Origin of the sequence: Qaidamihabitans albus (genome assembly GCF_016464705.1) — a bacterium.
GTDB classification, from domain to species: Bacteria; Actinomycetota; Actinomycetes; order Mycobacteriales; family Pseudonocardiaceae; genus Qaidamihabitans; species Qaidamihabitans albus.
In genome coordinates, this window is sequence record NZ_JAEHOB010000001.1 from 356919 (window position 1) to 374555 (window position 17637).

A 17637-nucleotide genomic window follows, 5' to 3' on the forward strand; every position below is an offset into this window, starting at 1 on the left:
CCGTCTGAAGGGCTTTTGCATGTCCGAGAACAACGAAGGAGCCGCCGGAGGCGGGTGTCCGGTCGCGCACGGCAGCCGGCTCCCACACCCGACCCAGGGCGTCAGCAACACCTACTGGTGGCCGAATCGGCTCAACCTGAAGATCCTCGCCAAGAACCAGCCCGTGGCCAATCCCATGGGCGGGGACTTCGACTACGCCGAGGCGTTCAACAGCCTCGACCTGCCTGCCGTGAAGCAGGACATCGAGGAGGTCCTGACGACCTCCCAGGATTGGTGGCCTGCCGACTTCGGTCACTACGGCCCGCTGATGATCCGGATGGCGTGGCACAGCGCCGGCACGTACCGCGTGAGCGACGGCCGCGGCGGTGCGGGCTCCGGCCAGCAGCGTTTCGCTCCGCTGAACAGCTGGCCGGACAACGTCAGCCTGGACAAGGCCCGTCGGCTGCTGTGGCCGGTCAAGAAGAAGTACGGCAAGAACATCTCGTGGGCCGACCTGATGGTCCTCGCCGGCAACGTGGCGCTGGAGTCGATGGGCTTCGAGACCTTCGGCTTCGCCGGTGGCCGCGAGGACGGCTGGGAGCCGGAGGACGACGTCTACTGGGGCTCCGAGACCAGCTGGCTCGGCAGCGACATGCGCATCTCGGGCGGCGAGAAGCGGGAGCTCGAGAACCCGCTGGGCGCGACCCACATGGGCCTGATCTACGTCAACCCGGAAGGCCCCGAGGGTCAGCCGGACCCCGTCGCCGCCGCCCGCGACATCCGCGAGACCTTCGGCCGGATGGCGATGAACGACGAGGAGACCGTCGCGCTGATCGCCGGTGGGCACACCTTCGGTAAGACTCACGGTGCGGCCCCCGACTCCTACCTCGGCCCCGACCCGGAGGCCGCTCCGCTCGAGGCGCAGGGCATGGGCTGGACTAACAGCTACGGCACCGGCAAGGGCGCCGACGCCATCACCAGCGGCCTGGAGGTCACCTGGACCAGCACGCCGACCCAATGGAGCAACGGCTTCTTCGAGAACCTGTTCGGGTACGAGTGGGAGCTGTACCAGGGTCCGGGTGGCGGCTGGCAGTGGAAGCCGAAGGACGGCGCGGGTGAGGGCACGGTCCCGCACGCCTACGACGCGTCGAAGAAGATCGCGCCGAACATGCTCACCACGGACCTCGCGCTCAAGGTCGACCCGATCTACGAGCCGATCTCCCGGCGCTTCATGGAGAACCCCGACCAGTTCGCCGACGCGTTCGCCCGCGCGTGGTTCAAGTTGACCCACCGCGACATGGGGCCGGTCCAGCGTTACCTCGGCCCTGAGGTGCCGAGCGAGACGCTGATCTGGCAGGACCCGATCCCCGCGGTGGACCACGAGCTCGTCGGCGCCGCGGACGTCGCGGACCTCAAGCGCCGGATCCTTGACTCGGGCCTTTCGGTGTCCGAGCTCGTGTCGACGGCGTGGGCGGCCGCATCGTCGTTCCGCGGCAGCGACAAGCGGGGTGGCGCCAACGGCGCGCGGATCCGGCTGGAGCCGCAGCGGAGCTGGAGCGTCAACAACCCCGACCAGCTGGCGAAGGTCCTGCGCACGTTGGAGGGCATCAAGGAGTCCTTCGACTCCGCGCAGAGCGGCAACAAGAAGGTGTCGCTTGCGGACCTGGTCGTCCTCGCCGGATGTGCGGGCGTCGAGCAGGCCGCGAAGGACGCGGGCTACGACATCGAGGTGCCGTTCACCCCGGGGCGCATGGACGCGTCCGAGGAGCAGACCGACGTGGAGTCGTTCTCCTACCTCGAGCCCCTCGCCGACGGGTTCCGCAACTACGTCGGGAAGGCAGCCCCGCTGCCTGCCGAGTACATGCTCGTCGACAAGGCGAACCTGCTGACCCTGAGCGCGCCGGAGATGACGGTGCTCGTCGGTGGTCTGCGGGCGCTGGAGGCCAACTACGACAATTCGTCGCTCGGTGTTCTCACCGACAGGCCCGGGTCGCTGACGAACGACTTCTTCGTGAACCTGCTCGACATGGGCACGGAGTGGAAGCCGACGTCCGAAGGCGCGGAGACCTTCGAGGGGCGCGATCTCGCTACCGGCGAGGTCAAGTGGACCGGTAGCCGTGTCGACCTCGTCTTCGGCGCGAACTCCGAGTTGCGGGCGGTCGCCGAGGTCTACGCGAGCGACGACGCGCGCGAGAAGTTCGTGCGCGACTTCGTGGCCGCGTGGGACAAGGTCATGAACCTCGACCGGTACGACCTCGCCTGATCCACAGTGGCCAGGTCGGCCGCTCGTCGGCCGACCTGGCCACCCTCGTGATCCAGATCAGTTGCGTCGGTAGCGGGCTTTGACGTGGAAGCGTTCACCCTGCGGGCCGAGGATGCTCAGGAACTCCACCGAATGTGCGTCGGCGTTGCCGAACCAGTGCGGTAGGTGGGTGTCGAATTCGGCGACCTCGCCGGGGGCGAGGACGAAGTCCTGGTCGCCGAGTACCAGGCGCAGCCGCCCCTTGAGGATGTACAGCCAGTGATATCCCTCGTGCGAGCGGGGTTCGGATTCGTGCTCGACCAGGCCTACCGGGAGTATCTGCTTGAATGCCTGCAGCCCTCCGGGTCTGCGGGTCAGCGGGATGACGGTCATGCCGTTGTGCTCGATCGGCCGGGGGTGCAGCCGGGGGTCGCCGCCGGACGGGGCGCCGACGAGGTCGTCGAGTGGCACCTGGTGGGCCTTGGCCAGGGGTAGCAGCAGTTCGAGGCCGGGCTTGCGCTGCCCGGACTCCAGCCGGGACAGAGTGCTGATCGGGATACCGGTCGTTTCCGACAGTGAGGTCAGGGTTGCTCCGCTGCGGCGGCGCAGCTCGCGGAGTCGTGGCCCGACCGCGGCCAGCACCGCGTCGAACTCGTCGCTCATACACCCCACGGTGTACCATGCTTTGCGACTTTCGCAAAGAATTTGTCAGTGCCTTACGGGTGTTGTCCCGAAGGAGCGCCCGTGTTCTCGGTCCGCTGATCTCGCCGGAGAATGAGCGCCATGTCATCGAGCGGTCCTGTGATCCAGGTGTCCGACGAGGAACTGAAGGAACTGCGCGACAGACTTCCGGCTTCGACTGGCGAGCACAGAAGGCCATGATCAACGGCCTTCCGTCCGGCTTCGAGACCGTGGCCGGCACGGCGGTCCACTACCTCCGATTCGACGGCGAGACGCCGGAGGCGACTCCGATCGTGCTGACCCACGGCTGGCCGAGCACGTTCCTGGAACACGTCGAGCTCGCGCGACGGCTGGCCCGCCCCTCCGAACACGGCGCGGCGGGGGAGGAATCCTTCACCGTGATCGTGCCCTCCCCGCCGGGTTTCCGTTCACCCCGCAGCGGCCGGAGATGCCCGCCATGCCGACACACGAGTTGTGGCATCGGCTGATGACCCAGCTCGGGTTCTCCCGTTACCTGGCGCATGGCGGGGACCTCGGCGCCGGTATCAGCGCCCGGCTCGCCGCCGCCCACCCTGACGCCGTCTCCGGGATCCACGTGCTCGCCGTCGCCGATCCGGAGGACCAGGACAACCTGACCGACGACGAGCGCGCCTACCTCGCGCAAGCCCGCCGATGGCACGCGGAGGAAGGCGGCTACGAGCACCTGCAGCGCACCCGGCCACTTTCGGCCGCCTATGGCCTCAACGACTCTCCCGCAGGCCTGCTCGCCTGGCTGTTGGAGAAGTACCATGCCTGGACCGACCACCAGAACGGTGCGCCCGGCTTGCACGACGACCTCGTCCTGACCCAGGCCGGCCTGTACTGGTTCACCGACGCGATCGCCCCGTCCTTCCGCCCGTACTGGAGCACAAGAACGTCCCGCCGGGTCCGGTCACGCTCACCGTCCCCACCGCCCTGGCGGTGTTTCCCGCCGACCTCGTGCAGCCGCCCCGGAGTTGGGCCGAGCGCGGATATGACGTCACCCGCTACACCCGCATGCCCCGGGGCGGCCACTTCGCCGCCCTCGAAGCGCCCGGCCTGCTCGCCGCCGACATCCGCTCCTTCGCACGGACACTGAGCTGAACGTGCCGGGACAGCGTCGCGCTTCAGGAATGAACCGATCGGCGCACGACCTCAGGAGCGCGGCCGGCTCGTATCGGCGCCGTAGCGCAGTCCGTCGACGAGGAGCGCGACCATGCGCCGGCTGTACGCGGATCCCTCTTCGCTCACGGGCATGCACAGGCTGGAGACGGCGTACAGCAGGTCCTTGGGGCTGATGTCGGCGCGGATCTCGTCGGCGGCGGCGGCTGCTTCGAGCAATGACCCGAGGGCAGGTCCGAGTTGCTGCATGAAGTAGCCGGGCAGGGCGTCGAACGCCGGGTCGCCCGAGTGAAGGGCTGTCGCGAGTCCTCGTTTTGCTGCGAGGAACTCGATGTAGCGGTGGAGCCATTTCTCGAGCGCTACGCCTGGCTCATGCGCCGCGGCCAGCGCCGGGGCCGCGTCGGCGCAGGCATCCACCTCGCGCCGAAACACGGCCTTGACCAGGTCCGAGCGCTGCGGGAAGTGCCGGTACAGCGTCCCGACTCCGACGCCGGCCACGTCAGCGATCTCCTTCGCGGGCGCGTCCACGCCTGATGTGCCGAAGACGGCCTTCGCTGCCTCGAGCAAGGAGTCGATGTTGCGTTGCGCGTCGGCACGCAGCCGACGCGGCGCGCGTTCGCGTGCGCCAGGACTCGCTGGGCCGGTCGAGTCGGCCCTGGTCGACACCGTGTTCTCCGTCACGACACTCCTTCGCTTGCTAACCGGAATACCTTTCCGTATAGTTCTGGAAGAGCGTTCCGCTTCGGTCCACGGTACGGCATCGACAGAGCGTTCACCACACCTCCACCACCACCTCAGGGGAACCGTATGCAATACCGCACCCTCGGCCGGACCGGCATCAAGGTCAGTCCCTACGCGCTCGGCGCGATGATGTTCGGCGCGTCCATCGGCAACACCGACCACGACGACTCGATCCGCATCATCCACAAAGCACTGAGTGCGGGGATCAACTTCGTCGACACCGCCGACGCGTATTCCCGCGGCGAGTCCGAAGAGATCGTGGGAAAGGCGCTCAAGGGGCGTCGCGCCGATGTCGTCCTGGCGACCAAGGTGCATCTCCCGATGGGGGATGACCCCAACCACCGAGGCAACTCGAGGCGCTGGATCATGACCGCGGTCGAGAATTCACTGCGCCGCCTGCAGGCCGACCACATCGACCTCTACCAGATCCACCGGCCGGACCCCGACACCGACATCGAGGAGACGCTGTCCGCGCTCTCGGACCTGGTCCACAGCGGCAAGGTCCGGGTGATCGGGTCGTCCACAATGCCCGCCTCCGACATCGTCGAGGCCCAGTGGGTGGCCGAACGGCGCGGTCTGGCACGGTTCCGTACCGAGCAGCCGACGTACTCGGTCCTCAACCGCGGCATCGAGGCCGAGGTGCTGCCCGCCGCCCAGCGCTACGGGATGGGCACGCTGGTATGGAGCCCGCTCGCGAAGGGGATGCTCACCGGGCGCATCCGCAAGGGCCAGCAGACCGACCTCCGCCGCGCTGCCATGCTCACGAGTTTCAGTGATGAGCGCCGACTCGACGCCGTCGAACAGCTCATTCCGCTCGCCGAGGAGGCGGGCTTGCCAATGACGCACCTCGCGATGGCGTTCGCGATCGCTCATCCTGGCGTGTCCAGCGCGCTCCTCGGGCCGCGCACGATGGAACACCTCGACGACCTGCTCGCCGGTGTCGACGTCACGCTCACCGACGAGATCCTCGACCGGATCGACGAGATCGTGCCGCCCGGCACCGATGTCGGCACGCCCGACCAGTCCGCCTACCTTCCCCAGGCCCTCCAGCGCCCGGCCCTCCGCCGCCGACCCGTCGACGAACGCGCCGCCGCCTGACCGCATCCCCTTGCCACTCCCCGCACGGCGGGCGCATCCGCGGCGCCCGCCGTGCTTGGCGTCGGCGACGCTCAGCGGCGTGCTGTACCTGGCTGCCGCCGCATTGGTCATGGCGGCGGCTCGCCGGCGTGGCGAGTCCGGACTCGCGCGCTTTTCTCGCGTGTCAGCGTGATCATGGTGGCCATCGGATTCGCCGGCGGGGCCGCGTTGGCGACCGCGGCGCTCGGCGTGGTGTACCTGTGTATCGCCGTCGTCATGGGCTGGGCATGGCTTTCACGAGAAGGGACACGCAATGAGATTTCGAGCCGAGCTGGAATCGACCGGCAGGACCGCCGCGGGCTTCGAGGTGCCGGAGCCGGTTGTCGAGGAGCTGGGCGGGGGCGGCCATCCGAAGGTGGCCGTCACGGTCAACGGCTTCACTTTCCGGACATCGATCGCGAAGATGGGCGGCCGCTACCTGCTGGGGGTGAGTGCTGCGCGGCGAGAGGAAGCAGGCATCGAGGCCGGTCAGGTGCTCGACGTGGACGTGGAGCTGGACACCGCGCCCCGCGAGCTCGACGTGCCCGACGACCTCGCCGCCGCGCTGGCCGCCGACGCGAAAGCCAAAGCGTTCTGGGACACGCTGTCCCACAGCAAGCAGTCGTGGCACGTACACCAGGTCACCAGCGCGAAGAAGGCGGAGACGCGCGCATCCCGCGTGGAGAAGTCGGTCGCCATGCTCCGCGAGGGTCGGGCCCGCTGAGGCCGGGCAGGTCACCGGCCGGACTTTCTCAACCAGGCGGTTGACAATGCCGGGTCGGTGACCTAACTTCGTACTCAACCAAGGAGTTGAGGAAGACCGGTGGACGAGACTACGGAGCAGCTCAACCGGGCGTTCGCGGCACTGGCCGACCCGACCCGGCGCAACCTGGTGGCCCGGCTGGCCGGCGCGGACGCGACCGTGGGCGAGCTGGCGGAGCCGTACGACATGAGCCTCCAGGCGATCTCCAAGCACGTGAAGGTGCTCGAGGACGCCGGACTGGTGACCCGCAGCAAGGAGGCCCAGCGTCGGCCGGTGCACCTGGACGCGGAGGTGTTCGGCCTGATGACGAAGTGGATCGAGCGCTATCGCCAGGAGGCCGAGGAGCGCTATCGACGCCTCGACGCCCTGCTGGGCCGGATGGCCGACGACGAGGACCAGAAGCAAACCCACACGAAGGACGCATCATGACCAAGCACGAGACCGAGATCATGGCCGACGAGAAGGTCCCGACGATCGAGATCGTCCGGGAGTTCGACGCGGCTCCCGAGCGTGTGTTCCGCGCCCACGTCGACCCCGAGCTCTATGCGCAGTGGGTCGGGCCGCACTCCGTGACCACGAGGATCACCAGGTGGGACGCCCGCACGGGCGGCGCGTGGGCCTTCGCCAACGACCGTGACGGCGAGGAGATCGCCTCCTTCTACGGCAGCTTCCACGAAGTGCGACCGCACGAGCGGATCGTGTGGACGTTCACCTACGAAGGCGAGCCCGATGGAGTCGCGCTGGAGACGCTGACCTTCGAGGAGGTCGAAGGCGGACGTACGCGGCTGAGGGTGCTGAGCGTGGTGGAGGACTTCGAGACCCGTGACGGCATCCTCTCCAGCGGCATGGACGCCGGGGTCAACGAGGGCTTCGACAAGCTCGACGGGCTGCTCGCGAAAGGAGCCTGACATGACGCCCGTTCCCGGGAGTCCGGCCCAGCGGCATGCGTACGACGCGGCCTGTTTCACCGAGCTGGCCGAGTCCGCCTCGGCCGGGGACTGGGCGCGGCCCAGCCCGGTCGCGGGGTGGGCGGCTCTCGACATCGTGAAGCATCTTGTCGAGTGGTCCCGTGGCTTCCTCAAGGGTGCCGGGATCGACCTCCCGGCCCTGGACGTCGAGGCCGACCCGGTCGCCGCCTGGAAGCAGCACGTCACCGACATCCAGGCCGTCCTCGACGACCCCGCCGGGCGGGTGCTCGGCAACCCGCACACCGGCGACAAACCCGTGGACGAGGCGATCGACGAGTTCTACACCGCCGACATCTGGATGCACTCCTGGGACCTTGCCAAGGCCCTCGGCCGCGAGCCCGACCTGGGCGAGGAGCGCTGCAGCGCCGCGCTGGCGGCCATGGAGCCGGTGGAGCGGATGCTGCGCGACAGCGGGCATTTCGGTCCCGCTGTGCCCGTAGCCGACGGAGCCTCCGCGCAGGACAGGTTGATGGCCTTCATCGGCCGCGACCCAGCCTGGTCACCTCCCTCGTGAGTGCGCACACGAGTTAGAACACGGTTCTTCATTCACGACCGGTGCGACCGTCTCAGCTCCCCACGATGCCCGCTTCGTGGGCGATGAGGCCGGCCTGGGTGCGGTTCGCGCAGCCCAGCTTGTCCAGCGTCCGCGACACGTAGCCCTTGATGGTGGCCTCCGAGAGGTACAGCCGCGCCCCGATCTGCGCGTTCGAAAGGCCCTCACCGAGGCCGGCCAGTACCTCGGCCTCTCGCTCGGTCAGCGCCTCGACGAGCTTCCGCGCGCGGTGACGGCCGGAGAGGTTGTCGGTCGATGCCGCGACCAGCCGGCGAGCGGCGGCCGCCGACAGCACGGTGTGCCCCTCGGCGGCCACCCGCACGAGCCCGATCAGGTCCTCGGGCGGCGTGGACTTGACGAGGAAACCCGCCGCGCCGGCTCGCAGGGCGCGTAACACGTACTGGTCGGCGTCGAAGGTGGTCAGAACCACGATCGCCGGCGGGTCGGCGAACTCGGTGATGCGCTCGATCGCGGTGAACCCGTCGACGCCCGGCATGCGCAGGTCCAGCAGAACGACGTCCGGCCGGCTGCGCGCGACCGCCTCGACACCGGCCGCCCCGTCGTGTGCCTCGGCGACCACCTCGATGTCGTCGGCGGAGTCGAGAATCGTGCGCAGGAACACGCACACCATCGCTTCGTCATCGACGACGACAACCCGGACCACGCTCACACCACCGATTCCGCGGTCGGGACGTACGCGGGCAGCGTGGCCTCGACGCTGAACCCGCCGTCCGGCGCGGGTCCGGCGCGCAACGTGCCGTGCACGAGCTCGAGGCGTTGGCGGAGGTTGGCGAGGCCAAGGCCCGATCCGGTGCCGACCAGGGCGTCGCTGGGCTCACGGGGCGGCGGCGTGTTGCGGACGGTGAGCCGCACCTGCGCGTCGCCGTACTCGACCCGGACCGTCACGCGCGCGCCGGGTGCGTGCTTGCGGACATTCGTCAGCGCCTCCCGGACGATCCGGTACGCCGTGCGCCCGACCACCGGCGAGGCGAGTGCCCGATCGCCGTCCTCTACCAACTCGGCCGGTGTCCCCACCGCGGTCGACTCCGCGACCAACGTGGCGAGACCCGCGGCCGACGGTGTCTGGTCCTCTTCCGGCATCGTGCGCAGGATGCCGACAAGGTCCCGGAGCTCGTCCAGCGCCTGGCAGCCCGCTCCCCGCAGTTCCTCCGCCGCCTGCCGGGTGGCCTCGTCGGTCGCTGTCATTCCGAGCGCTCCGGCCTGCAGCACCATCAGGCTCACCCGGTGGGTCACGATGTCGTGCATCTCGCCGGCCAGCCGCGCACGCTCCTCGGCTCGTGCCTGCTCGGCGAGCAGGTGGCGCTCCCGCTCGGCGCGCTGGGCGCGTTCGGTCAGCGCCAGCACCAGCCGCCTGCGGGCGGTGAAGTACAGGGCCAGCAGCGGCCCGGCGGCGGTCCTGAGCAACCCGATGGTCATGACCGTGAGCGACGGCTCCCACGGTCGCATGATGATGACGGTGAAGATGGCGAGCGCGACCAAGGCCGTCCGCCGATCCTGCCGGTAGTAGAGCGGCCCGTACGCCGCCAGGACCGTCGCGAAGGGCGCCCACACGTTCGAGCCGGACGCCGGTGTCAGTGCGCCCACCGGTGAGATCAGCAGTGTCACCGCGAGCGTGAACGCGCCGAGGACGGCGAGGACCGTGAGTGGCGCGCGGCGGCGGGCGGCCAGCGCGAGGCAGGCGAGCGCCTGCACGCCCAGCATGACCCAGGCCAGCGTGCCCGGGTGGGCGGGCCACCACGTCAGGCCCGCCAATGTCGTCCCGGTGTCGAGCACCACGAAGAAGGCCGCGATCGCCACGTCGGCGGCGAGCCGGTGTCGCCGGTGCCACGGCCTTTCCGTCATGCCGCACACGCTATGGCATCGCCGCGCGTGCCCGGTCCGACGGAAGACTTTCGGCAGCGGCCGGACCTACGAAAGTCGCACACCGACTCCGCGCAGCAGTCCTTCGTCGGTGCGGGAACCGACCGCTCGCCCTGCCACGCGGCACCCCGGCTGTTGTCTAGTGGACACATGAACACGAAACGAGACCATGGCACAGCCACACCGCAGCTGGGCCGCTACGAGATCGACACGAGCAACTCGGCCGTCACCTTCAGGAGCAGGCACCTGTTCGGGCTGATGCCGGTGCGCGGCACCTTCGCGATCCGGACCGGAACGGTCGACGTCGCCGAGCCTCTCGCCTGTTCGAGCGTCCACGTCGAGATCGAGACGGCGAGTTTCCACACCGGCAACGAGCGGCGGGACAGCGATGTCCGGTCGGCGCGCTTCCTCGACACCCACCGGCACCCGGTTCTGACGTTCGTCGCCGAACACGTCGACGCGAGGACGATCGCCGGCACGCTCACCGCACTGGGTGTCACCCGGCCGGTCGACCTATCGGTCGAGCAGTTCGACGTATCACCAGGAGCGTTCACCGCCCGCGCCACGACACGGATCGACCGGACCGAGTTCGGGGTGACCGCGGCCCGAGGGCTGGCCGGACGCCACCTCGACGTGTCACTGGCGGTCAAGTGCGTACGCCTGTGACGTCCGGCGCGGTCGTGGTGGCGGATCTGCACAAGAGCTACGGCGCGGTGGATGCCGTGCGCGACGTGAGCTTCACGGTCGAGCAGGGGGAGATTCTCGCGCTGCTCGGGCCGAACGGTGCCGGCAAGTCCACCACGCTGGAGATCCTCGAGGGGTTCCGCACGCGGGACGCAGGGCGGGTCGACGTGCTCGGCATCGATCCCGGCGACCGGGCCACGGGACGGGAGCTGCGTGAGCGGATCGGGCTGGTGCTGCAGGACATCGCGGTTGAGCCATACCTGACGGTTCGCGAGACGGTCGCTCGCAACGCGGGCTACTACCGCTCACCACGGGATGTCGACGAGGTGATCGGACTGGTCGACCTCGCCGGGCTGGAGCGGCGGAAAGTCAGGACACTTTCCGGCGGGCAGAAGCGACGCCTGGACCTTGCCCTCGGCATGATCGGCAACCCGCGCCTGCTGTTTCTCGACGAGCCGACGACCGGATTCGACCCGGGTGCGCGCCGGAGCGCGTGGCAGCTGGTGCGCAACCTGCGGGACGCGGGGACCACCATCCTGCTCACCACGCATTACCTGGAAGAGGCACAGGTGCTGGCCGACCGGGTGGCGGTGATGTCCGGCGGCACGATCGTGTCTGAGGGAACACCGTCGACCCTCGGCGGACGGGACAGCGCCCTGGCGCGGATCCGCTTCGCCCTGCCGGAGGGCTGTACCGCGGCCGAGTTGCCGGTCGCCGCCGCCGTGCCGGACGAGGGCCTGGTCACCGTGCAGACGCGGGAGCCGACCGCAACGCTGCGTCAACTGACGGGCTGGGCGCTGCGGCGCGGCAGTGTGCTCGACCGGCTCACCGTCGACCGGCCGAGCCTGGAGGACGTCTACCTGCGGCTGACCGAGCGCGACGTCGCGGAACGCACGATGGACGGGAGTGCACGGTGAACACAACCACGCATCGGCCCCTGCACCGGGACCTCACGCTGCTACGTCACCAGATCCGCTACGAGCAGCTGAGCTTCTGGCGAAACCCGCAGAGCGCGTTCTTCACGTTCGTGTTCCCGGTCGTGATCATCACGATCTTCGGCGCGCTGTTCCACGACGTGCCGGCAGGCCCGTACTTCCAGGGGCTGTCGGCCCTGCAGTACTACGTGTGCACGATCGCCGGGCTTTCCGTGCTGGGCTCCTGCTACAGCCAGCTGGCCATTGTGCTCTCGACGCGGCGCCAGGACGGGATCCTCAAGCGGGTGCGGGCGACGCCGCTGCCGAGCTCGATGTACTTCATCGGCCTCCTGGCGCACTGCATCATGGTGAGTGTCGTGACCGTGTCGCTCATCGTCGGCATCGGCAGCCTCTTCGGCGTACCGCTGCCCGGCCACGCGCAATGGCCGGCGATCGTGGTGACGCTCGTTCTCGGTGCGGCAAGCTTCTGCGCGTTGGGCGTGGGAGTGGCCTCCCTGATCCGCAATGCCGAGGCCGCGCCTGCCGTCGTGCAGTTCGTCCTGTTCCCGCTGCTTTTCGTGTCCGGCACCTACCTGCCGATCCAGTCCGACCTGCTGAACGGCATTACCAGCGCCTTGCCGGTGAAGCCGTTCAACGAGTCCCTGCTCGGCGCGTTCGCCAGGGATGCCGATCTCGCCTGGCAGAACCTCGGTGTGCTGCTCCTCTGGGGCGCTGCCGGGGCGGTCGTCGCCATCCGCCGTTTCCGCTGGGATCCCCGGCCGTCGTAGCATCACAAGCCGTACTCACTCGGACCCAGGGGACCTCGACACATGCGCGCCAGCCTGCGTGACGACCTGAAAGCGGCCCTCAAAAGCCGGGACCGCGCCGCCATCACCGCACTCCGCTCCGCCCTCGCGGCGATCGACAACGCCGAAGCCGTCCCCGCGGACCATCCGTTGGACGGCAGCACGGGGAGCGAACACGTCGCAGGAGCGGCGAGCGGCCTTGGCGCGGCGGAAGCCGAACGCCGTCACCTCACTGACACCGACCTGCGGTCGATCATCGAGAAGGAGGTTCGGGAACGCTCGGTGGCCGCGGAACAGTACGAGCAGGCCGGCCGCACCGACCTCGCCGAGCGCCTGCGTGCGGAGGCTCAGGTGCTGAGTCGGCACCTGAGCCCGCTCGGCTGACCCACGCGGCCCCGTGGCGATGGGCGGGGGTGCCGCCCAAAAAGTTATGAGCTAACATTTTGCGGTGACAACGAGCGGCCAGGCGGCGGGCAAGCGACGGCGAACGTCCGCGCGCATCCTGGAGTGCGCGCTGGAGCTGTTCGAGCGCAACGGGTTCGAGAGCACAACGGTCGCCCAGATCGCGGCGGCGGCGGGGGTCACGGAGATGACCTTCTTCCGGCACTTCCCCGCCAAGGAGCAGGTTCTGCTCGACGATCCCTACGACCCGCTCATCGCTGCCGCGGTCGCCGACCAGCCCCGCACCCTCCGCCCGCTGGTGCGCACGGTCCGCGGGATCCGGCAGGCGTGGAGCCGGCTCAGCGAGCCGGAAAGTGACCTGGTTCGGCGCCGTGTGCGGATCGTCGCGGAGTCCCCGGCGTTACGGGCCGCGGCGTGGCGCAACAACGCCGAGACCGAACGGCTGATCGTCGACCAGCTCGTCCGCGACGGCACCGACCGGCTGCGAGCGCACGCCGCCGCCGGGGCCGCGCTGGCCGCGCTCATGGCCGCCCTGTTCGAGTGGGCCCGGCACGACGACATCCTGCTGGCCGGCTGCATCGACATTGCGCTGGACACAGTGGACAGTGACGATGGCTGAACCCGCGTTGCCCGCACCCCGGCTTGCCGCGCGGGGGCTGTCCAGGACGTTCTCCGCGGAGGCTGGAGTCCACGACGTGGACCTCGAGATCGGTCCGGGGGAGATCCACGCTCTCGTCGGGCTCAACGGGGCAGGGAAGACCACCCTGATGCGCCTTGTGCTCGGTATGCTGCGGCCTCATTCCGGTGACACCCGCCTCGACGGCCGCGACATCCGCGCTGCGGACGCGCAGACCTGGACACGAGTCGGGCACCTGGTCGACCACCCGCTCGCGTACGGCGAACTCGACGCCCGGACCAACCTGGCACTCGCCGCGCGCCTGCACGGCGTCCCGCGCTCGCGCGTCAACGACGCCGTGGAACGCATCGTCGCCGACCTGGACCTGAGCCGCTACGTCACCATCCGCGCGCGGAACCTCTCCCAGGGCAACCGGCAACGCCTCGGACTCGCCGCCGCGCTGCTGCACCATCCCACCGTCATCGTCCTCGATGAACCGACCAACGCCCTCGACCCGGCCGGCGTCATCCTGCTCCGGGAGATCCTCCTGGGCCGCGCCCGCGCCGGCGCGGGCATCCTCGTCTCCAGTCACCATCTCGACGAAGTGGCCCGCGTCGCCGACCGCATCACCGTCGTCAACCACGGCAGGACCATCGGTGCGCTCGACCCCGGCGGCATCGACATCGAACGCGCCTTCTTCAGGCTCGTCCACGCCGACGAGGCCAACCAGGCCGGAGGGCGTCCGGGATGAACCGTGCCGCGTTCACCGCCGCCATCGCCGTCGAGAGCCGCAAGACCCTGGCGTCCAGGGTCGTCATCACCTCGACGGTCCTTCTCGTCGCCGGCATCGCCGTCCTTGCCGGCTCCCTCACCTGGGCCGCGAGCACCGGCAACGAGCAGGTACTCGCCCAGATGGGACCGATGGCCGACAGAACCGGCTGGGACCGCCTGATGGGCGTGGTCGCACAGGTCACCGCCGCCGCGGCCGTACTCGGCTTCGGCGTCACCGTGAGCTGGATGTTCGGCCGCGAGTTCACCGACGGCACCATCACCGGGCTGTTCGCCCTCCCGGTGAGCCGACCGGACATCGCGCTCGCCAAACTCGTGATCTACCTGGCCTGGGCCCTGGTCGTCGCCACCGTGCTCGTCCTGCTGCTGGGCCTCGTCGGCCTCGCCATCGATCTCGGGCCGGTCACCGGCGACGTACTCGCCGCCCTCGCCCGCCAGCACGCGCTCACTGGGCTGTCCGCGGTCATCGCCATCCCCGCGGCCTTGGCGGCCACCCTCGGCCGCGGCCTCCTGCCCGGTATCGCCACCACCATCGGCATCGTCGTCACCGCGCAGGTCGTGGTCGTCGCCGGGAGCGGAGCATGGTTTCCACTCGCCGCACCGGCGCTGTGGGCGCTCGAGCCTGCCCGTGTGACATCCACCCAGCTCGCACTCGTCACCGTGGTTCCAGTGATCTTCGTGCCCGCGATCCTCGCCACGTGGCGGCGCCTGCAGCTCGACCGCTGACCGGCGCGACCACCGTCGATCGAACGGTTCGGGGAAGCCCCGGACGAGATCAGCGCCTGGTCGCCGCTGAGTTGGTGCCCTGGGGTGCGCGATGGAGAGGAATGATCAGCCAGGGGCTTCGTTCATGACTCAAGCGAGCAAGCTCGAGTCCTGACGGGTTCCTTCGACGCCATCCGCGGCGAGCTTCCTTTTCACCGAGCCCGAGATCGCTTCGAAGATCGGCGTGGGCTCTGCAGAAGTCCGTTCGGGGCGATGTGACTCGTCGGCCATGGTGTCAGCATTTACGAGCGCCGAAACCTGGGTGTACGCAGTGAGCAGCTCGCTATGGACATTCGCCCGGCAGTTGGACGCCGAGTGGCGCAAGGCAGCGTTGATCGCGGCGAGGATCGTCGATTCGTCGCCGCCCAGTTCGGAGCCGGCCGCGACCGCGAGCGAGTGGACGGCTGTCACCATCTGCGCCGTCACTTCGTTTTTCGCCTCGTGCCGGACAACAAGATCTCCCAGTTGCTCGTGCAACTTGTCCAGTACGTCCACAGGCCGGGAATCCTTCGCGCTCGTCCTCGATCCTGAACTGCCCGGAATGCTGCGGCCCGTAACCGCGGACGACCGCGGTTACGGGCCGCAGCGATTCGATGTGACCTGTTCCTCAGATCACCCCGTAATAGCGTGAAATCCGCGGCACGTCACAGAGGCAGCGCGCCAGAGACGGAGCCGAGCAGCGAGCGAGCGCCGGCCGCACCCGAAGCGGGGTTGCAGTAGGTGTAGTTGTTCTGCGAGCCCGACGGACCGTAGGCCGCACCCCACAGGAGGCCTTCCACACCCGACTTCGGTGCCGACGACCACTCGCAACCCTCGAGCCCCGGGGGGCGGGGGCTGTTGGCTGACGCGGCCGGTGCGAGGGCCACGCTAATGGTGAGCGCGGCGGCACCGCCGGCGATAACAGCAGCGGTACGACGGAATCGTTTCATTACAAGAAACCCCTTTCAAAGCAACTTACCATTTCCGGACCATGGAAGACATCTTGCCGATGGCCCGGAAATGCGTACAAAGAAGAGGTTACCCGGCAGGTTGAAGCAGACAAGCCGAATTGATATTGCGAGCCAATCGCGCGACGCTCTACCGAATGATGCCCCGTTGCTCACGAGCCGCTCGCTGGCCACTAGTAACTATCCGTGTCGGAGTCAGGTTCCCCATCGGACGACAGGATATGTTCGTTCGCGTTTCCGGCTCCGTTGAGTGTGCGAGCACCATGCCGGCGCTCGACAAGGAACAGCTGCCCATCCCACGAGAAACCGCGGTCACCGGTGCGCAACCAGGTTCCAGCAAAGGACCGGGTCGTCGCGCGTAGATCGCGATAGTAGCCAAAGGTCACAGACGGGCCTCTGATCTGAACCTCGCCGACGACGCCGTCACCCGAGAGTTGGCCGCCGGTGTCTACAATGCGCAGTTCGACTCCCGCGACCGGTGGGCCTACGGATACGTACGGCCTGGCGCTCGGCATGCTTGGCTGAACGAGGTCGACCGTCCCGTCACAGGCCAGCTTTTGGTCGTCCACGACCACCGTCAGGGCACTGGCGTTCGGGTGTTTCGAGGTCACCACCGCAGCGGCTTCCGTCAACTGGTACACCGGATGCATTGTGGTCGGGGCGACATTGGCGCGTGCGAACGTCGCCTTGAAGCGGCCGATGGTGCCGGCGGTAACCTGCTCGCCTCCGTTGAACGCGACCCGCCATCGAGACAGGTCGATGCCATCGGATTGCTTTGAGGACATCGCGGTACAGAGACGTTCGTAAGAAGCGTTGTCGCCGAGGGTGACGGTTGCCTTCCGGTCGGCGAGGTATCGGAGGAGCTTGTGTGGTTGCCTGCGTAGCACACCAGGGCTGAAGACGTGTGAGGTTCCACCGTCGACGATCTGGCCTACCAGCGCGGCCAACCCCATGTGGCTGGACAGCGGAAGCCACTGGACAAGGATGTCGGCGGGGTTCAGCAACGCCGCTCGGCGCATTGCCCGGATACCGGCCATCACCTCGCCGTGATTCAGAGCCACGCCCTTCGGAACGCCGGTGGTACCCGCGGTGAACTGAACCATCGCTGTCTGGCTTCGATGAACCTGCGGAAGCGGCATGCGGGTCGCAGTGGGGTTGGGCCAGAGTAGCGCGACGTCGGGACAGCGACTGCGCAGTTCTCGAGCCAGTTCGTCGAAGACAGGACTGACGACGAGATGCCGAATCCCCGAGGACCGCAGAATCCCGCTGAGCTGGTCGACGATGCCACGCTGGTTCGTCGGTGACGGTGTCGGAAGCACGCTCACCGCGGCCCCCGCGCGCAGGACGCCGAAGAGGCTCACCAGAAACGCACGGCCGCCGGAAGCGAGGAACCCGACCACCGTGCCGGGCGGCAATCGTTCCTTGAGCAGGCCTGCCGCGTACCGAGCGGACGTCTCATCGAGGTCGTTTGCATCGATGGCCTCGCGCGTTTCGGGAAAGAACGTCACCGCGTACGGCCGTCTTTGCGCGCTTTCGACGAGTCCCTCGACCAGGGTCGACCACTCGACCCACCCTGGAATCGCGTTCACAACTTATCCTGTATTGGGGTTGTTGCTGAGAAGTTCCGCGCGGCTGGCCGCGACGTAGGCA

At 68.6% G+C, this 17637-nt stretch carries 21 protein-coding genes; 15 read left to right on the forward strand and 6 right to left on the reverse strand.

The genetic code is table 11. The annotated features are described in order from the left end of the window. Positions 1–19: 19 nt before the first annotated feature. The gene (gene katG / locus JAP66_RS01775; RefSeq protein WP_199429528.1) at positions 20–2242 is read left to right on the forward strand and encodes a catalase/peroxidase HPI; all 2223 of its coding nucleotides are present in this window, start codon (positions 20–22) and stop codon (positions 2240–2242) included. Positions 2243–2299: 57 nt separating this feature from the next. Here the strand turns inward: katG and JAP66_RS01780 are convergent, their stop codons facing one another. Continuing rightward, a complete protein-coding gene (locus tag JAP66_RS01780) occupies positions 2300–2884 on the reverse strand; it encodes a helix-turn-helix domain-containing protein (protein ID WP_199429530.1) in 585 nt (194 codons plus the stop codon). Positions 2885–3099: 215 nt separating this feature from the next. Here JAP66_RS01780 and JAP66_RS31905 point away from each other — a divergent pair, with 215 nt between their 5' ends. Then, positions 3100–3390, forward strand: coding sequence for an epoxide hydrolase N-terminal domain-containing protein (locus tag JAP66_RS31905; protein ID WP_235998648.1), 291 nt, complete (start codon positions 3100–3102; stop codon positions 3388–3390). Then, positions 3390–4019 carry an alpha/beta fold hydrolase gene (locus tag JAP66_RS31910; protein ID WP_235998649.1) on the forward strand — a complete coding sequence of 210 codons (630 nt, stop codon included), beginning with the start codon at positions 3390–3392 and terminating at the stop codon, positions 4017–4019. The genes JAP66_RS31905 and JAP66_RS31910 overlap by 1 nt, the downstream gene beginning before the upstream one ends. Before the next feature lie 56 nt (positions 4020–4075). Here the strand turns inward: JAP66_RS31910 and JAP66_RS01790 are convergent, their stop codons facing one another. Then, complete coding sequence (locus JAP66_RS01790) at positions 4076–4723, reverse strand: TetR/AcrR family transcriptional regulator (RefSeq protein WP_307849398.1); 648 nt, start codon at positions 4721–4723, stop codon at positions 4076–4078. Between the two features lie 126 nt (positions 4724–4849). Here JAP66_RS01790 and JAP66_RS01795 point away from each other — a divergent pair, with 126 nt between their 5' ends. From JAP66_RS01795 to JAP66_RS01815, 5 genes are all read left to right on the forward strand, one after another. Then, entirely contained in the window at positions 4850–5881 is a 1032-nt protein-coding gene (locus tag JAP66_RS01795) for an aldo/keto reductase (protein WP_199429532.1), read from the forward strand. 292 nt (positions 5882–6173) lie between these two features. Beyond that, entirely contained in the window at positions 6174–6623 is a 450-nt protein-coding gene (locus tag JAP66_RS01800; RefSeq protein WP_199429534.1) for a YdeI/OmpD-associated family protein, read from the forward strand. A 99-nt stretch (positions 6624–6722) separates the two neighbouring features. Further along, positions 6723–7091, forward strand: a complete 369-nt coding sequence (locus JAP66_RS01805; RefSeq protein ID WP_199429536.1) for an ArsR/SmtB family transcription factor — start codon at positions 6723–6725, stop codon at positions 7089–7091. Continuing rightward, positions 7088–7570 (forward strand): SRPBCC family protein, encoded by a 483-nt coding sequence (locus tag JAP66_RS01810; RefSeq protein WP_199429538.1) that lies wholly within the window; start codon positions 7088–7090, stop codon positions 7568–7570. Before JAP66_RS01805 ends, JAP66_RS01810 begins: the two co-directional genes overlap by 4 nt. Position 7571: 1 nt before the next feature. Continuing rightward, complete coding sequence (locus JAP66_RS01815) at positions 7572–8144, forward strand: TIGR03086 family metal-binding protein (protein ID WP_199429539.1); 573 nt, start codon at positions 7572–7574, stop codon at positions 8142–8144. Positions 8145–8196: 52 nt separating this feature from the next. Here the strand turns inward: JAP66_RS01815 and JAP66_RS01820 are convergent, their stop codons facing one another. Further along, entirely contained in the window at positions 8197–8847 is a 651-nt protein-coding gene (locus JAP66_RS01820) for a response regulator transcription factor (RefSeq protein WP_199429540.1), read from the reverse strand. Between the two features lie 2 nt (positions 8848–8849). Next, positions 8850–10046: a sensor histidine kinase gene (locus tag JAP66_RS01825; RefSeq protein WP_199429541.1), complete on the reverse strand. Its 1197-nt coding sequence runs from the start codon at positions 10044–10046 to the stop codon at positions 8850–8852. 168 nt (positions 10047–10214) lie between these two features. Between JAP66_RS01825 and JAP66_RS01830 the strand changes: the two genes are divergently transcribed. From JAP66_RS01830 to JAP66_RS01860, 7 genes are all read left to right on the forward strand, one after another. Continuing rightward, positions 10215–10730: a YceI family protein gene (locus JAP66_RS01830; RefSeq protein ID WP_199429542.1), complete on the forward strand. Its 516-nt coding sequence runs from the start codon at positions 10215–10217 to the stop codon at positions 10728–10730. Continuing rightward, the gene (locus JAP66_RS01835; RefSeq protein ID WP_307849399.1) at positions 10715–11665 is read left to right on the forward strand and encodes an ABC transporter ATP-binding protein; all 951 of its coding nucleotides are present in this window, start codon (positions 10715–10717) and stop codon (positions 11663–11665) included. Before JAP66_RS01830 ends, JAP66_RS01835 begins: the two co-directional genes overlap by 16 nt. Beyond that, entirely contained in the window at positions 11662–12450 is a 789-nt protein-coding gene (locus tag JAP66_RS01840; RefSeq protein WP_199429543.1) for an ABC transporter permease, read from the forward strand. Before JAP66_RS01835 ends, JAP66_RS01840 begins: the two co-directional genes overlap by 4 nt. 42 nt (positions 12451–12492) lie before the next feature. Beyond that, positions 12493–12852, forward strand: a complete 360-nt coding sequence (locus JAP66_RS01845) for a GatB/YqeY domain-containing protein (RefSeq protein ID WP_199429545.1) — start codon at positions 12493–12495, stop codon at positions 12850–12852. A gap of 64 nt (positions 12853–12916) precedes the next feature. Continuing rightward, positions 12917–13489 carry a TetR/AcrR family transcriptional regulator gene (locus tag JAP66_RS01850; RefSeq protein ID WP_199429547.1) on the forward strand — a complete coding sequence of 191 codons (573 nt, stop codon included), beginning with the start codon at positions 12917–12919 and terminating at the stop codon, positions 13487–13489. Next, on the forward strand, positions 13482–14237 hold the full coding sequence (locus tag JAP66_RS01855) for an ABC transporter ATP-binding protein (protein ID WP_199429549.1): 756 nt from the start codon (positions 13482–13484) through the stop codon (positions 14235–14237). Before JAP66_RS01850 ends, JAP66_RS01855 begins: the two co-directional genes overlap by 8 nt. Further along, positions 14234–15001 (forward strand): ABC transporter permease, encoded by a 768-nt coding sequence (locus JAP66_RS01860; protein WP_199429551.1) that lies wholly within the window; start codon positions 14234–14236, stop codon positions 14999–15001. The genes JAP66_RS01855 and JAP66_RS01860 overlap by 4 nt, the downstream gene beginning before the upstream one ends. 129 nt (positions 15002–15130) lie before the next feature. Here the strand turns inward: JAP66_RS01860 and JAP66_RS01865 are convergent, their stop codons facing one another. After that, the gene (locus tag JAP66_RS01865) at positions 15131–15535 is read right to left on the reverse strand and encodes a hypothetical protein (RefSeq protein WP_199429554.1); all 405 of its coding nucleotides are present in this window, start codon (positions 15533–15535) and stop codon (positions 15131–15133) included. 625 nt (positions 15536–16160) lie between these two features. Next, positions 16161–17576, reverse strand: coding sequence for an AMP-binding protein (locus JAP66_RS01870; protein WP_199429556.1), 1416 nt, complete (start codon positions 17574–17576; stop codon positions 16161–16163). Positions 17577–17637: the final 61 nt, after the last annotated feature.

Excerpts from the sequence above, each read along its gene's own strand:
- katG (WP_199429528.1), top strand. The coding sequence starts at position 20 with ATGTCCGAGAACAACGAAGGAGCCGCCGGAGGCGGGTGTCCGGTCGCG.
- JAP66_RS01780 (WP_199429530.1), bottom strand. The coding sequence starts at position 2,884 with ATGAGCGACGAGTTCGACGCGGTGCTGGCCGCGGTCGGGCCACGACTC.
- JAP66_RS31905 (WP_235998648.1), top strand. The coding sequence starts at position 3,100 with ATGATCAACGGCCTTCCGTCCGGCTTCGAGACCGTGGCCGGCACGGCG.
- JAP66_RS31910 (WP_235998649.1), top strand. The coding sequence starts at position 3,390 with ATGACCCAGCTCGGGTTCTCCCGTTACCTGGCGCATGGCGGGGACCTC.
- JAP66_RS01795 (WP_199429532.1), top strand. The coding sequence starts at position 4,850 with ATGCAATACCGCACCCTCGGCCGGACCGGCATCAAGGTCAGTCCCTAC.
- JAP66_RS01800 (WP_199429534.1), top strand. The coding sequence starts at position 6,174 with ATGAGATTTCGAGCCGAGCTGGAATCGACCGGCAGGACCGCCGCGGGC.
- JAP66_RS01810 (WP_199429538.1), top strand. The coding sequence starts at position 7,088 with ATGACCAAGCACGAGACCGAGATCATGGCCGACGAGAAGGTCCCGACG.
- JAP66_RS01815 (WP_199429539.1), top strand. The coding sequence starts at position 7,572 with ATGACGCCCGTTCCCGGGAGTCCGGCCCAGCGGCATGCGTACGACGCG.
- JAP66_RS01825 (WP_199429541.1), bottom strand. The coding sequence starts at position 10,046 with ATGACGGAAAGGCCGTGGCACCGGCGACACCGGCTCGCCGCCGACGTG.
- JAP66_RS01830 (WP_199429542.1), top strand. The coding sequence starts at position 10,215 with ATGAACACGAAACGAGACCATGGCACAGCCACACCGCAGCTGGGCCGC.
- JAP66_RS01845 (WP_199429545.1), top strand. The coding sequence starts at position 12,493 with ATGCGCGCCAGCCTGCGTGACGACCTGAAAGCGGCCCTCAAAAGCCGG.
- JAP66_RS01855 (WP_199429549.1), top strand. The coding sequence starts at position 13,482 with ATGGCTGAACCCGCGTTGCCCGCACCCCGGCTTGCCGCGCGGGGGCTG.
- JAP66_RS01860 (WP_199429551.1), top strand. The coding sequence starts at position 14,234 with ATGAACCGTGCCGCGTTCACCGCCGCCATCGCCGTCGAGAGCCGCAAG.